The sequence below is a fragment of the Streptococcus sp. KHUD_016 genome (assembly GCF_051106465.1).
Lineage (GTDB): Bacteria > Bacillota > Bacilli > Lactobacillales > Streptococcaceae > Streptococcus.
The window spans coordinates 226,251-240,348 of sequence record NZ_CP193663.1 but is presented as its reverse complement, the minus strand read 5'-3'; the positions used below and the strand labels follow the sequence as shown (position 1 = coordinate 240,348).

The 14,098-nt window shown below is 43.3% G+C and carries 11 protein-coding genes; 2 read left to right on the top strand and 9 right to left on the bottom strand.

The window, feature by feature from the left end:
- Positions 1-288: 288 nt before the first annotated feature.
- Complete coding sequence (locus tag ACORHV_RS01160) at positions 289-4,023, top strand: pullulanase (RefSeq protein WP_434398433.1); 3,735 nt, start codon at positions 289-291, stop codon at positions 4,021-4,023.
- A 201-nt stretch (positions 4,024-4,224) separates the two neighbouring features.
- Here the strand turns inward: ACORHV_RS01160 and ACORHV_RS01155 are convergent, their stop codons facing one another.
- Genes ACORHV_RS01155 through ACORHV_RS01125 form a run of 7 tightly spaced genes read right to left on the bottom strand, consistent with a single transcriptional unit; the run spans position 4,225 to position 9,560 of the window.
- Positions 4,225-4,989: an amino acid ABC transporter ATP-binding protein gene (locus ACORHV_RS01155; protein ID WP_000942256.1), complete on the bottom strand. Its 765-nt coding sequence runs from the start codon at positions 4,987-4,989 to the stop codon at positions 4,225-4,227.
- Positions 4,990-4,998: 9 nt separating this feature from the next.
- A complete protein-coding gene (locus ACORHV_RS01150; protein ID WP_000350563.1) occupies positions 4,999-5,721 on the bottom strand; it encodes an amino acid ABC transporter permease in 723 nt (240 codons plus the stop codon).
- Between the two features lie 3 nt (positions 5,722-5,724).
- Entirely contained in the window at positions 5,725-6,417 is a 693-nt protein-coding gene (locus ACORHV_RS01145) for an amino acid ABC transporter permease (RefSeq protein WP_009729724.1), read from the bottom strand.
- A gap of 32 nt (positions 6,418-6,449) precedes the next feature.
- Positions 6,450-7,328 carry a transporter substrate-binding domain-containing protein gene (locus ACORHV_RS01140; RefSeq protein WP_000037003.1) on the bottom strand — a complete coding sequence of 293 codons (879 nt, stop codon included), beginning with the start codon at positions 7,326-7,328 and terminating at the stop codon, positions 6,450-6,452.
- An 11-nt stretch (positions 7,329-7,339) separates the two neighbouring features.
- Positions 7,340-8,338, bottom strand: coding sequence for a uroporphyrinogen decarboxylase family protein (locus ACORHV_RS01135; RefSeq protein WP_084856564.1), 999 nt, complete (start codon positions 8,336-8,338; stop codon positions 7,340-7,342).
- Positions 8,339-8,340: 2 nt separating this feature from the next.
- Positions 8,341-8,544 (bottom strand): hypothetical protein, encoded by a 204-nt coding sequence (locus tag ACORHV_RS01130; RefSeq protein WP_000837741.1) that lies wholly within the window; start codon positions 8,542-8,544, stop codon positions 8,341-8,343.
- A gap of 11 nt (positions 8,545-8,555) precedes the next feature.
- Positions 8,556-9,560, bottom strand: a complete 1,005-nt coding sequence (locus ACORHV_RS01125; protein WP_434398429.1) for a uroporphyrinogen decarboxylase family protein — start codon at positions 9,558-9,560, stop codon at positions 8,556-8,558.
- 367 nt (positions 9,561-9,927) lie between these two features.
- On the opposite strand from ACORHV_RS01125, the gene ACORHV_RS01120 reads away from it, so the two are divergent.
- On the top strand, positions 9,928-10,785 hold the full coding sequence (locus ACORHV_RS01120; RefSeq protein WP_215804315.1) for a 5'-nucleotidase, lipoprotein e(P4) family: 858 nt from the start codon (positions 9,928-9,930) through the stop codon (positions 10,783-10,785).
- Positions 10,786-11,015: 230 nt separating this feature from the next.
- Here the strand turns inward: ACORHV_RS01120 and ACORHV_RS01115 are convergent, their stop codons facing one another.
- Both ACORHV_RS01115 and glmS read right to left on the bottom strand, forming a co-directional pair.
- Complete coding sequence (locus ACORHV_RS01115; protein WP_042902945.1) at positions 11,016-12,068, bottom strand: LLM class flavin-dependent oxidoreductase; 1,053 nt, start codon at positions 12,066-12,068, stop codon at positions 11,016-11,018.
- Between the two features lie 110 nt (positions 12,069-12,178).
- A complete protein-coding gene (glmS, locus tag ACORHV_RS01110; RefSeq protein ID WP_042902946.1) occupies positions 12,179-13,987 on the bottom strand; it encodes a glutamine--fructose-6-phosphate transaminase (isomerizing) in 1,809 nt (602 codons plus the stop codon).
- Between the last annotated feature and the right edge of the window lie 111 nt (positions 13,988-14,098).

Below are 14,098 nucleotides of genomic sequence, written 5' to 3'. Positions count from 1 at the left end.
CAAAAAGAGCAGCTAAATCTGACTTTTCCAGAAGATTTAACTGCTGTGAGCCTTGTCTGGACAATATTTCAGACAAAACCTACGACAAATGATTACTCATATTATACCTTATTTAGCTAGATTTTTCAAGGTTTTTTTACTATTTTTTAAACAATCTTTTCCTATATATTATTTTAAAATTTCAAGAGAATGAAGCATTATATTTTCTCTTAAAATTTAGGAAAACGCTTGCACTAATGTTTACCTCGTGCTATACTGTTAGGGAACAACTACACAAGGAGAATTGTGATGAAAAAGATCCCATCTCAAACTGAGAAAAAAATGATTTATGGTATCCGTTCCTTGAAGAACGGAACCGGTTCTGTCCTTATTGGTGCCAGCATTGTCTTGCTTTCTGCTACAATGCCAACTATTTCGGCCAACGAAAACCTTCCTCAAACTCAGGAAAATACCAGCGCTGTGACCAAGGCCCCTACTGAGACTGAAACGAGTCAAACTCAAAAGGAAACGCCTATTTCTGAACAAAAGAATGCAAACGCTTCCCTTGATTCTAAAAAGGAAGCTACAGTTGCGGAAACTACTACGGCTGTGGAAACTACTACAGCACCCGAAACATCTAAAACAGAAGATGCTACTACAAGCCAGACTAACAGCAAGGAAGAGAAAGTAGATGCCAGCACTTCGACACCAACTTCAGATCAAAAACCACAAGCAGACACATCTTCTGAAGAACCAATCGCAGACAACCACTTCCGCATCCATGTAAAAAAACTCCCTGAAGAAAACAAAGATTCTCAAGGTCTTTGGACTTGGGATGATGTTGAAAAGCCGTCTGAAAACTGGCCCAATGGAGCCAAGTCCTTCAAGGATGCCAAGCAAGATGACTACGGCTATTACCTAGACGTCAAACTCAAGAATGAGCAAGCCAAGAAGATCAGCTTCCTCATCAACAATACCAAGGGGGATAACCTGACAGGGGATCGTTCTGTAGAGCGCCTCTCTCCAAAAATGAACGAGGCCTGGCTAGATGAAAACTACAAGGTATACAACTACCGTCCTCAGCCAGTGGGAACAGTCCGTGTCAACTACTACCGTACTGACGGAAACTATGACAAGAAATCACTCTGGTATTGGGGTGATGTCAAGAATCCTAGTAGCGGAGAATGGCCTGACGGGACAGACTTTACTGCAACTGGAAAATATGGCCGTTACATTGATATCCCACTCAATGAAGCTGCAAGAGAATTTGGATTTTTATTACTAGACGAAAGCAAGAAAGGCGATGATGTGAAAATCAGAAAAGAAGATTATAAATTCACAGATCTAAAAAATCACAGTCAGATTTTCCTCAAGGATGATGACGAAACCATCTACACTAATCCCTACTATGTGCACGATATCCGCATGACTGGTGCCCAACATGTGGCCAAGTCTCGTATCGAAAGCAGTTTTTCTACCCTTGTTGGAGCTAAGAAAGACGATATCCTTAAACGCTCTAATATCACTGATCATCAAGGGAACAAAGTAACCATTACTGATATCAAGGTTGATGAAGCAGGTAAAAAAGTGACCTACATCGGAGACTTCTCTGACACCCAACACCCTTACACAGTCAGCTACGATTCAGACCGCTTTACCACACGTTCAAGCTGGCGCCTCAAGGATGAGTCCTACAGTTACGATGGTCCACTCGGCGCAACTCTAAAAGAAGATGGCAAGCTTGTTGACCTCACCCTCTGGTCTCCAAGCGCTGATAAGGTTTCCGTTGTCGTATATGACAAGAAAGATCCTGAAAAAGTAGTCGGAACTGTTGCCCTTGAAAAAGGAGAAAAAGGAACCTGGAAACAAACTCTGGATGCAAACTCTGGTCTCGGTATCAGCAACTACACTGGCTATTACTACCACTACCAGATCGAGCGCCAAGGTAAAACTGTCCTCGTTCTTGACCCTTATGCCAAATCATTAGCGGCTTGGAACAGTGACCTAGCAAAAACAGATGCCGCTCATAAGGTCGCTAAAGCTGCCTTTGTGAACCCATCTAAACTAGGCCCACAAGACTTGACCTACGGTAAGATTCGCAATTTCAAATCTCGCGAAGATGCTGTCATCTATGAAGCCCATGTTCGTGACTTCACCTCAGATCCTGCCATCGCAAAAGACTTGACCAAGCCATTTGGTACCTTTGAAGCCTTTATCGAAAAACTGGACTATCTCAAAGACTTGGGTGTGACCCACATCCAGCTCCTTCCAGTCTTGTCTTACTACTTTGTCAATGAATTGAAAAACCATGAACGTTTGTCTGCCTACGCTTCAAGCAACAGCAACTACAACTGGGGATATGACCCTCAAAACTACTTCTCCTTGACTGGTATGTACTCAAGCGATCCTAAGGATCCAGAAAAACGAATTGCAGAATTCAAAAACCTCATCAACGAAATCCATAAACGTGGCATGGGGGCTATCTTGGATGTGGTCTACAACCATACTGCCAATCTCGACATCTTTGAAGACTTAGAGCCAAACTACTACCACTTTATGGACGCAGACGGAACTCCTCGTACTAGCTTTGGAGGCGGTCGTTTGGGAACAACCCACTACATGTCTAAGCGTGTCTTAGTAGACTCTATCAAGTATCTAGTTGAAACTTACAAAGTAGATGGTTTCCGCTTTGATATGATGGGTGACCACGATGCGGCTTCTATCGAAGAAGCGTACAAAGCTGCACGCGCCCTCAATCCAAATCTTATCATGCTAGGTGAAGGCTGGAGAACCTATACTGGTGATGAAAATACGCCTGTACAACCTGCTGACCAAGATTGGATGAAGAAAACAGATACTGTCGCTGTCTTTTCAGACGACATCCGTAACAACCTCAAGTCTGGCTATCCAAACGAAGGTCAACCTGCCTTTATCACAGGTGGAAAACGCGATATCAATACCATCTTTAAAAATCTGATTGCTCAACCAACTAACTTTGAAGCAGACAACCCTGGAGATGTTATCCAGTATATCGCAGCCCATGATAACTTGACCCTCTTTGACATCATTGCCCAGTCTATCAAAAAAGACCCAAGCAAGGCTGAGAACTATGCTGAAATCCATCGCCGTTTGCGACTTGGAAACCTCATGGTCTTGACTGCTCAAGGAACTCCCTTTATCCACTCTGGTCAGGAATACGGACGTACCAAACAATTCCTTGATCCAGCCTATAAGACTCCTGTTCCTGAAGATAAGGTTCCAAACAAGTCTCACTTGTTACGTGACAAAGACGGCAAGCCATTTGTCTATCCTTACTTTATCCATGACTCTTATGACTCTAGTGATGCTGTCAACAAGTTTGACTGGACCAAGGCTACAGATGGCAAAGCATATCCTGAAAATGTCAAGAGTCGTGACTACATGAAAGGATTGATCGCCCTTCGTCAATCGACAGATGCCTTCCGACTCAAGAGTCTGCAAGACATCAAAGAGCGCGTCCACCTCATTACTGTTCCAGGACAAAATGGCGTTGAAAAAGAAGATGTGACCATCGGCTACCAAATCACCGCTCCAAATGGAGATATCTACGCTGTCTTTGTCAATGCGGATGATAAGGCTCGTGAATTTACTCTAGGAACTGCCTTTGCTCACTTGAGAAAGGCCGAAGTTCTCGCAGATGAAAACCAAGCAGGACCAGTAGGAATTGCTAACCCTCAAGGTCTCGAATGGACTGAAAAAGGCTTGAAATTGAACGCTCTCACTGCTGTCGTTCTCCGCTTGTCTCAAGGTGGTGCCATTGTCGCTCCAGCTGTGGAAGAAAAACCAGAATTTGACCTTTCTAGCTTGGAAGTCGAACCAGAACAAGGTCAAGCTCAAAACCTAGCAGCCAATCCTGAAACTCAAGAAACTGCTGCAGAGGCTCACTCTCAGAACCTCCTTCCAAACACAGGAACTGAGAGCAAATCCCTCCTTGCCCTTGCTGGATTCAGCATCCTTGCCCTTCTCGGACTTGGATGGTTGATAAAGAACAAGAAAAAGAAATAACACTCAATGAAAATCAAAGGGTAAACTAGGAAGCTAGCCGCAGGCTGCTCAAAACACTGGTTTGAGGTTGTAGATAAGGCAAAGCTGACCTGATTTAAAGAGATTTTCAAAGAATATAACCTAGCCCTCCTATAGAAAAACACCCCATGATTAGAAGAATCTTCTAGTCATGGGGTGTTCTTTTTATGATACACTTAGCTATCAAATCATATATTCTACACTATAGCTAGCGTCTGATAAGATACGAGCCAGAAACTGCTTGGTTCGTTCTTCTTGTGGACGACTAAAGAAATCGTGGGGATTGTTCTCCTCTACGATACGGCCTCCATCCATGAAAATAACGTGGTTGGCGACATCTCTAGCAAATCCCATCTCATGCGTGACGACCACCATGGTCACACCTTCTCCCGCCAACTGTTTCAGAACATCCAAAACATCTCCAACCAACTCAGGGTCTAGTGCTGATGTTGGTTCATCTAGCAAAATGACCTCGGGTTTGACGGCAATAGCACGCGCAATTCCTATTCGTTGTTGTTGCCCTCCAGATAGTTGTGAAGGGTAGTAGTCTTTGTAGGCCAGTAAACCAACTTTTTCCAAGGCAGATTCTGCACGTTTGAGCGCTTCTTCCTTGGGAACTTTACGAGCCACGATTAGGCCTTCTAGAATATTTTCCAGAGCAGTTTTGTTTGCAAAGAGATTGTAGTGTTGGAAAACAAAGGCTGTTTTTTGGCGAATTTCTAGAATGTCTTTCTTGCTCAATTTGGATAAGTCATAGGTCTTTCCTGCCAAGGTCAAACGGCCACTGTCAGCTTTTTCTAAGTGATTAAGACAACGGAGAAAGGTCGTTTTCCCCGAACCTGATGGTCCTAAAATAACGACGACATCCCCTTGGTTAACCTGAAGATTGACATCCTCCAAGACCTGCCTCTCACCAAATGTTTTTGCGATATGTTCTACTTGTAACATCCTGTCCTCCTATACGAAACGCGCGCTAGATGCTTTTGCACTTTTTTCTTTTTTCACATAGCCTTTTTCCAGTAGGGAGAAGCCCCACTGAATCAAACCACAGATCAAAATATACTGCAAAAAGATCACAAAATAAGACTCAAAATACTGGTAACCGTAGGACGCTTCTACACGAGCAATAGCGGTGATGTCCTTGATAGTCATAACAAAGACCAGGGAGGTCCCTTTGACGATATTGATCACCAGATTGGCCAAGTTAGGCAAGGCTGAGCGCAAGGCTTGTGGAAAAACAATCCTTAGATAAGCCTGAGTCGTAGTCAGCCCAATCGCATGCGCCGCCTCTAGTTGTCCCTTGTCCACCGTCAAGATAGCTGAACGCAAAATCTCCGACAAACTCCCGACTGTCATCAAACTATAAATGATAAAAGCATAGTAGAGAGGATCAAGCTTGAAAATATCAAAGTCACTTCCTATGCTTTTGAGAAATTGATTCAGCAAACTTGGAAACAAACTATAAAAGAAGAGAATCAATAAAATCGGTGGAGTCGCTCGGATAAAAGCCAGATAGACCAGAGAAAAACTCCTCACACCTCGAACCTTGTAAATCTGCCCCAAGGCTAAAAATAGAGCTGGTAAAAAGCTTAAGACCATAGCCACAATCATGATAATCAAGGTGATTGGCACACCCTTCAAGGTCTCCAGAAAGGTCTTTACAATATAGTCTATATCCATTTCTTACCTCCCTTTTGTTTCCAAAGACTTCTCAAGCAAACGACTCAAGCTAGAAATAACCAAGGCAATCCCCCAATAAAGAAGCGCAACTGCCGTATAGGTTTCCAGAGAGTAGTTCCCTAAATTGCGACTGATCAAGAGATTCCCGGCCCCCATAACATCAACAAAACCAATCGTATAGGCCAAGGCAGCATCCCGCATGAGATTGAGAATAGCGGTCGTTATATTGGGAAGAGCAACTTGAAAAGCTTGGGGAAAAATGATTCTCCAAAAAGTCTGACTTGGAGTCAAACCAATACTAAGCCCGGCCTCTGTCTGCCCCTTTGGAATAGCTTGATAGCTCGCCTTGAAAACCTCGGCAACAATAGCCGCAAACAAGAGAATCATCGTCAAGAGAACAAAAATAGTTTTAGACCAGTTGTTGATATCCAAACCAAGCCACCATTTCAGAAATTCTGGCAAGCCATAAAAGACTAGAAAAAGCAAGACAATCGGCGGTGTACAACGTAGGGTAAAGATATAGCCTTTGGAAATCGCTGCAAAACTCTTGTCTTCTCCTACTTGCGCCCAGGCCAAGAGACCTCCAAAAAGGGACCCAAGAAGAGTGGTAAAAAAGAGAATGGACAAGGTCATAGGAAGTGCCTGCCATAAGGTTGGCAAAAACTGAAAGACCTTGGAAAAATCATAAGAAACCATGCAAAACCCTTTCTAGTCTTGGAATTTCTGGTCTAGTCTTTGTCTACGTAACTAAAGACATCTTCTTTAAAGTATTGCTGAGATAGCTTAGCAAGCGTGCCATCTTCCTTCAACTCTTTGATTGCTTTTTCATATTCTTTAGCGAATTTCTCACCCTTTTCATCACGGTGAATCAAGGGATAAGTTGGAATACCCTTGTATGGGAACCAGCTGAGTTTATCCGCATATTGGTGGTAAGGGCCATCTTCTGCGGTAACTGCTTTTTCAAAGGACAGTTTGATATCAAAGAAGGCGTCATAACGTCCTTCTAAGACCCAGGCATAGGCATCTGCCACTTTAAAGGATTCAGCTGCTGTTAGCTCAATCGGTGCATCCTGATGTTTTTCATTGTAGCTGGTGATAACATTCCATTGAGCATTCTGTGGAGAGATGGGAACCAATTTCCCTTTATTCTTAGCAAAGTCATCAATGGTTTTGTATTTCTGTTCATCTTCTTTTCTGACAGTAAATCCGATGATGCTCGCTCCGACTGGTTCAGATGGAATGACAAACTTTTTAGCTCGTTCATCTGTGTACCAAGCTCCCTTGGTTCCAATGTCATACTTGCCTGATTCCAGACCAATCAAGAGGTCGTCATCACTGGTGCCCGTATATTCAAATTGATAGTTTGCCAACTTCTCATCAACAGCCTTCAAAACAGCTACTTCATAACCATCTGATTCCCCTTTTTCATTGACAAAGTCATAAGGTACATAGTTTTGTGTATGGGCAACCTTCAAGGTTATGACTTCAGCAGACGAAGCCGTTTCTCCCTCCTTGGCTGGAGCACCAGCTAAACTTCTCCCGATAATCGTTGCCCCAATTACTGCAACCACTGCTACACCACCGATAATCCATGCTTTTTTACTCATCTTTTTCTCCTTTAGTTTTCAAGCGCTTCTCTAACCCACTGGATACGTTCAACTGCGATATCACTTGGAATGGTACAATCTGCCCCAAGTACCAAGCCCTGTTCCCCAGCTTCTGCAACTAGTTTCTTTGCCTCAGCCTGAATGGCATCCTTGCTACCAGTATACAGTAAGCCCGTCTTGCCATTTTCGAATCCTCCAAGAACCGTACGTCCCTTGAAAATCTCACGACCTTCCTTGAGAGTGATTCCCTCCGGTCCTACAGCCCAGTTAAAGACTTGGGCTGGATAGTCTGCAAAAAGGTGAATATCATTTCGCGCCCCCTCGTAGCCACAGATATGAAGAACTGTGACGCCACCAACAGCACTAGCTGCTTCCAGAACCGATATCTCGCTAGGGGCAATGACGGCTTGATACTCTGCTGCCGACACTCGTTGATCTTGGATACTCTGCACGCTGAGGTAGATTCCATCAGCACCAGCCTCTTCGATAACAGCTCGGCTGAGACTCGCAATATCCTCTGCAATCACATCCAACACCTTCTTCAGAGCTTCAGGATCTTCCACCAGAAAATCTGCAATGAGGTCATCTCCACCAGACACTTCCCCAAGCAACCACTTGAGATAGGTCACAGGAGCAAAAATATTGTAAATCGCAACAATATCTTCTGTAAACTCTTGCTTGATTTTCTTAACCAAGTCCACCTGCTCTTTTATCCAAGCATGATCTGGTCCGAGTGGTTGAATGGTTGCCAATTCTTGAAGTGATTTGTCTTTGGCAATCGCTGGATTTGGATAAGCAAAGTAGCCATCACTCATGAGTTTGATAAAGTCTGGCTGAACTTCTCGGATAAAGCGCTTATGGCCCTCAATATTCTTCTCGATAATGACTGGATTTGAGAAACCGTGTAGCCATTCGTCTTCGGATGTGAAATGGTGCCAAAAGCCAACTGGCACACGATCAACCTTTTCACCTTTAAATGCTTTTAAAACCCATTCTTTTTTTTCTGACATTCTTATTCTCCATTTCTTACTTTTTCAACTAATAAACTGCTTGCGATATCATTCGAGCGTAGAAAGGGGAGACTGGACTTGGAAAAATCCTGAACTCCACGACATCTCTCTCCATTTTTGCAGTGCTGATTTTTTACGACGCTTATGGCAACCAAAGCCAGCAAACCGACAACTGCAATGAAGATGCCCCATCTTTTACTTTTCATAGCTCCTCCTTTTAGAGAACAGCTGCCTGCCGAATCCAGTCCAACCTCTCTAAGTCAAAGTCATCTGGAACAGTACAGTCAGCTCCCAGAAGAACACCTTTACTACCCGCTTCAGCCAGCAACCGCCTTGTTTCATTTTGCAATTCTACCTTGGAACCTTGATAAAGCAAACTTTTCTTGCCATTTTCAAATCCACCTAAAACGGCCTTGCCTGGAAACAACTCTTGCCCCTGTGTCAAACTAACATCCTCATGATGAGTCGCCCAGTTGACCACTTGAGCTGGATAGTCCTTAAATATCGTCACATTATTGCTCGCACCTTCAAAACCACAGATATGAAGGATATTGGTCCCACCCACCTGATTAGCTGCCTCCAAGATCGCTATATTGCTCGGTTCGATATAGGTTTGGTAGAGTGCTGGTGTGATGCGCTCATCTTGAATTTCCTGGGTGCTGAGGTAAATTCCGTCAACACCGCCTTGCTGGATGATTTTCTGAGTTAGGATAGCAATATCTCCTGCAATCACATCTAGAATCGCTCTGAATTGCTCAGGATTTTCAAGCAATAGATCAGCCACTTCCCTATCTCCTCGAGAAGTTTCTGTACGGAACCAGCGCTTGAGGTAGGAGATAGGCGAAAAGATATTGTAGAAAGAAGCAATCTCTTCTGTAAAGGTCTCTCGAATCGCTTGTACCACTTCCACCTGTTGCTGAATCCATGGGTGCTCCTCACTAATCGACTCAATAGAAGACAGCTCCTGAATGCTTGTAACCTTAGGACTATAGACATTACTTGGATAAAGGAAAAAACCGTCGCTCATAATTTTGACAAAATCAGGACGAATCCTTTCCACATAGCTGCGATGTCCGTCAACACTTTTTTGAAAGATACGTGGATTATTTAATCCCTGCCCCTTTTCTTCGAGTGTTACAAAATGAAACCAAAATCCCACAGGAACTCTTTCCACTTCATCGCCTCGAATCGCTCTAAAGACTAAATCTCTTTTACTTGCCATACCTTTCTCCTTCCATTTGGATTGAAACCATCTTACCACTCCTTTTCCCCTTTTCCCAATATATATTGACTATCAACTCGATTGGAATTTTTTATATCTATAAAGAAAAAAATCCCTGAAAAGCTTGATGTTACTAGCCTTTCAAAGATTCACTTTATTTTCATCTATTTTCCAAAAAGAAGCTGATATAGATTTTCTATCAAGCCGATTGAATTTTTTTATATCCATCTTCATTCCAAAATTAAGTACATAATTTTATCCTAATACCAAATTACTACTGAAAAATTTATTTTCTCTCGATATTTCCTTGCACAAATCCCATGAAAACGCTACAATATTAATAGACTATTATTAGGAGGATAGGATTATGAAAATATCCAAAGTTACCATTACAATTGCTTCTACACTTACTTCCGTCATTTTACTGACTGGCTGTGGCACAAATTCGGCAAATTCACAGACAGCACAAAGTAGTACATCTGATAATCAGGTTACCATGACCTATGATCAGTTGCGTTCAAGAGAAAATACTATGTCAACTCTTTGGTATCAAAAAGCAGCTGAAACCAAGGCACTCTATCTACAAGGTTACAATGTCGCTACTGATCGTTTGAAAGAACTACTAAAAACACAGACAGATAAACCCTACTCTATCGTTTTGGACTTGGACGAAACCGTATTAGACAACAGCCCTTATCAAGCGCAAAATGTCAAAGATGGAACAGCATTTACCCCAGAAAACTGGGATGTCTGGGTAAAAAAAGCCGCAGCCAAAGCTGTACCAGGTGCTAAAGACTTTCTCCAATTTGCAGACCAAAACGGTGTCCAAATTTACTATGTATCTGACCGCACGATAGATCAGGTAGATGATACGATCAAAAACCTAGAAAATGAAGGAATTCCTGTACAAAGCCGCGATCATCTCATGTTCTTAGAAAAAGGCGTCAAATCTAAAGAAGGTCGTAGACAAGCAGTCCAAGAAAAAACCAACTTAGTCATGCTACTAGGAGACAATCTTGTGGACTTTGCAGAGTTTTCAAAGACCTCTGAAACTGAGCGCGAGCAAAAATTAGAGGAATTACAAAAAGAGTTTGGTGAGAAATTCATCATTTTCCCTAACCCAATGTACGGATCATGGGAAAGCACTGTCTACAATGGTAATAAATTGGATGCCAAGGGTCAAACTGAAGAGCGCCAAAAAAACTTACAAGGTTTTGATAAATAAAATAAGAGAACTATCTACCAGTTTACACCAACCACAAGATATCGTATTTGTGAGAATATCAAAAAAGACGATTTCCGCTTGGATAATCGCCTTTTTTGCTATTTTATCTTGTACTTGGTATAAACTAGTATATATTCCACTAGATAGTATGCTCTATCGCTTGTACCACTTCCACCTGTTGCTGAATCCATGGGTGTTCCTCACCAATCGACTCAACTGATTGGATTTTTTTATAACCCTTCTTTCATGGCAAAGTAAGCACGCACTTTTGGTGCGACTTGCGTTCCAAAAAGTTCAATAGCTCTCAAAACTTGATCATGAGGCATGGAACCAAGCGGTAGATGGAGCATGAAACGGTCCAAGCCTAAATCCTCAATCATGCGAATCAATTTTTCTGCTACCTGGTCTGGATTTCCCACAAACATGGCACCATTTGGACCAACTTGCTCCAAATATTGCTCATAGGTCAACTCCTGCCAGTGTGGACGGTCCTTGGAAATCGCATCCACCACTTGCTTAGTCGGATGGAAATAATCTTTTACAGCCTGTTCGCCATCCTCAGCAATCCAGCCCCAAGAATGAGCCCCCACTTTCAGGTCTTTATCCGCATGACCGGCATCCCTTCCAATCTCACGATAAGCTTGAATCAGCTTTTTAAAATAACGCGGATTGCCACCGATAATGGCATAGACAATCGACAGCCCTGCCCGAGCAATCTTCACTGTTGATTCGACATGGCCACCTGTCGCCACCCACAATGGCAATTTGTCCTGAACAGGACGGGGATAGACTTCTTTGCCAGAAATCGTTTGGGTCAATTGACCTTGCCAATTCACTTTGGTGCTTTCATTTGCCAACTGAAGCAGATCTAACTTTTCATCAAAGAGAGTTTCATAGTCTTTCAAGTCATAGCCAAACAGTGGGAAAGACTCGGTAAATGAACCACGCCCAGCCATAATCTCTGCCCGTCCATTTGACAAGGCATCGATGGTAGCATATTGTTGGAACAAGCGAATCGGATCCATACTCGAGAGAATGCTGACCGCACTAGTCAAACGAATCTTTTTGGTATTGACTGCCCCAGCTGCAAGAACAATCTCTGGCGCCGATACCGCAAAGTCCTCCCGATGATGCTCCCCAATCCCGTACACATCCAAACCAACCTTATCAGCCAGCTCAATTTCTGCCACCAACTGACGAATGCGTTCATCATGACTGTAAATCTGCCCGGTCGCTTCTAGAGCTGTTGTTTCACCAAATGTTGAAATTCCTAATTCTACCATCCTGTTTCCTCGCTATCTCTTTTAGTTTTAGGGTATTTTATCACTAATTAGTTTTATTTCCAATAAATTTGCTCATTAGAAAAAGTCTAGATGAACTAGACTTTCTTAGCTTATTCTACTGTTACTGACTTAGCAAGGTTACGTGGTTTGTCCACATCAAGGCCACGGTGGAGTGTTGCAAAGTAAGCGACCAATTGCGTTGGTACGACCATTGAGATTGGTGAGAGGTAAGGGTGGACGGTCGTAAGGACGATATCGTCTGTCTCTTTAGCAACATTTTCTTCTGCGATAGTGAGAACCTTAGCACCACGGGCTGCAACCTCTTGGATATTTCCACGAGTGTGGTTAGCAAGGATTGGATCTGACAAGAGGGCCAAGACAGGCGTTCCTTCTTCAATCAAGGCAATGGTTCCATGCTTGAGTTCTCCTGCCGCAAAGCCTTCACACTGGATGTAAGAAATCTCTTTGAGTTTGAGGCTCGCTTCCATGGCTACATAGTAGTCTTGACCACGTCCAATGTAAAAGGCATTGCGAGTGGTTTCAAGAAGGTCACGAACCTTGGCATCAATGGTTTCTTTTTCAGAAAGAGTTGATTCGATAGACTGAGCTACGATTGACAACTCATGAACCAGGTCAAAGGCTTGCGCTTTGGCATTGCCGTTTGCCTCTCCGACTGCTTTTGCAAGGAAGGCAAGGGCTGCGATTTGCGCTGTGTAGGCCTTGGTTGATGCCACGGCAATTTCAGGTCCTGCGTGAAGAAGCATGGTATGATTGGCTTCACGTGAAAGGGTTGAACCTGGGACGTTTGTCACTGTCAAGCTTGGGATTCCCATTTCATTAGCCTTGACCAAAACCTGACGGCTATCCGCTGTTTCACCAGACTGACTGATAAAGATAAAGAGTGGTTTCTTGCTGAGAAGTGGCATACCGTAGCCCCACTCAGATGAGATTCCAAGTTCAACAGGTGTATCTGTCAATTCTTCCAGCATTTTTTTAGAAGCAAATCCTGCGTGGTAAGATGTCCCAGCTGCAAGAATGTAAATACGGTCTGCATCTTGAATAGCCTTGATGATAGCTGGGTCAACGACTACTTGACCAGCCTCATCTGTGTAGGCTTGGATGAGTTTACGCATAACCGTTGGTTGCTCATCAATTTCCTTGAGCATGTAGTAAGGATAAGTCCCCTTACCGATATCTGACAAGTCGAGCTCAGCAGTATAGCTAGCACGCTCACGACTGTTACCATCATAGTCTTGAACTTCGACGCTATCAGCCTTGACGATTACCAACTCTTGGTCATGAATTTCCATGTATTGGTTGGTCTCACGAATCATAGCCATAGCATCTGAGCAGACCATGTTGTAGCCTTCTCCAAGACCAATCAAGAGTGGTGATTTGTTCTTAGCGACATAGATGACATCTGGATTTTCAGAGTCAATCAAGGCAAAGGCATAAGAACCACGAATGATGTGAAGGGCTTTTTTGAAGGCTTCAAGAACTGAGAGACCTTCTTCTTCTGCAAATTTCCCAATCAAGTGAACAGCGATTTCCGTATCGGTTTGCCCCTTGAAGTGGTGACCTGCAAGGTATTCTTCCTTGATTTCAAGGTAGTTTTCAATCACTCCATTGTGCACCAAGACAAAACGTCCCGTCTCAGAGCGGTGTGGGTGAGCATTATCTTCCGTTGGTTTCCCGTGAGTCGCCCAACGCGTATGTCCGATACCTGTTGTTCCCTCAACACCAGCTGTCTTGGCAGACAATTCTGCGATACGACCGACAGCCTTGACTAGATGATTTTCAGCACCACCTAGGACAAAAATCCCCGCAGAATCATAGCCACGGTATTCGAGCTTTTCAAGCCCTTGAATCAAAATATCAGTTGCATTTGTGTTTCCAACAACACCAACAATTCCACACATAGTATATACGACACAGACCAGCTGTGCTTTCTCCTTAAATTGGTATAGTCTAATTCTCGCTTTACGGAATCAGCAAAAACAGTATATACTTGTTTTTCTCACTTGTCAAGG

Bases quoted from the DNA above. Each gene is read 5' to 3' on its own strand.
- ACORHV_RS01155 (WP_000942256.1), bottom strand. From the start codon at position 4,989: ATGTTACAAGTAGAACATATCGCAAAAACATTTGGTGAGAGGCAGGTC.
- glmS (WP_042902946.1), bottom strand. From the start codon at position 13,987: ATGTGTGGAATTGTTGGTGTTGTTGGAAACACAAATGCAACTGATATT.
- ACORHV_RS01125 (WP_434398429.1), bottom strand. From the start codon at position 9,560: ATGGCAAGTAAAAGAGATTTAGTCTTTAGAGCGATTCGAGGCGATGAA.
- ACORHV_RS01115 (WP_042902945.1), bottom strand. From the start codon at position 12,068: ATGGTAGAATTAGGAATTTCAACATTTGGTGAAACAACAGCTCTAGAA.
- ACORHV_RS01160 (WP_434398433.1), top strand. From the start codon at position 289: ATGAAAAAGATCCCATCTCAAACTGAGAAAAAAATGATTTATGGTATC.
- ACORHV_RS01150 (WP_000350563.1), bottom strand. From the start codon at position 5,721: ATGGATATAGACTATATTGTAAAGACCTTTCTGGAGACCTTGAAGGGT.
- ACORHV_RS01120 (WP_215804315.1), top strand. From the start codon at position 9,928: ATGAAAATATCCAAAGTTACCATTACAATTGCTTCTACACTTACTTCC.
- ACORHV_RS01145 (WP_009729724.1), bottom strand. From the start codon at position 6,417: ATGGTTTCTTATGATTTTTCCAAGGTCTTTCAGTTTTTGCCAACCTTA.
- ACORHV_RS01135 (WP_084856564.1), bottom strand. From the start codon at position 8,338: ATGTCAGAAAAAAAAGAATGGGTTTTAAAAGCATTTAAAGGTGAAAAG.
- ACORHV_RS01130 (WP_000837741.1), bottom strand. From the start codon at position 8,544: ATGAAAAGTAAAAGATGGGGCATCTTCATTGCAGTTGTCGGTTTGCTG.
- ACORHV_RS01140 (WP_000037003.1), bottom strand. From the start codon at position 7,328: ATGAGTAAAAAAGCATGGATTATCGGTGGTGTAGCAGTGGTTGCAGTA.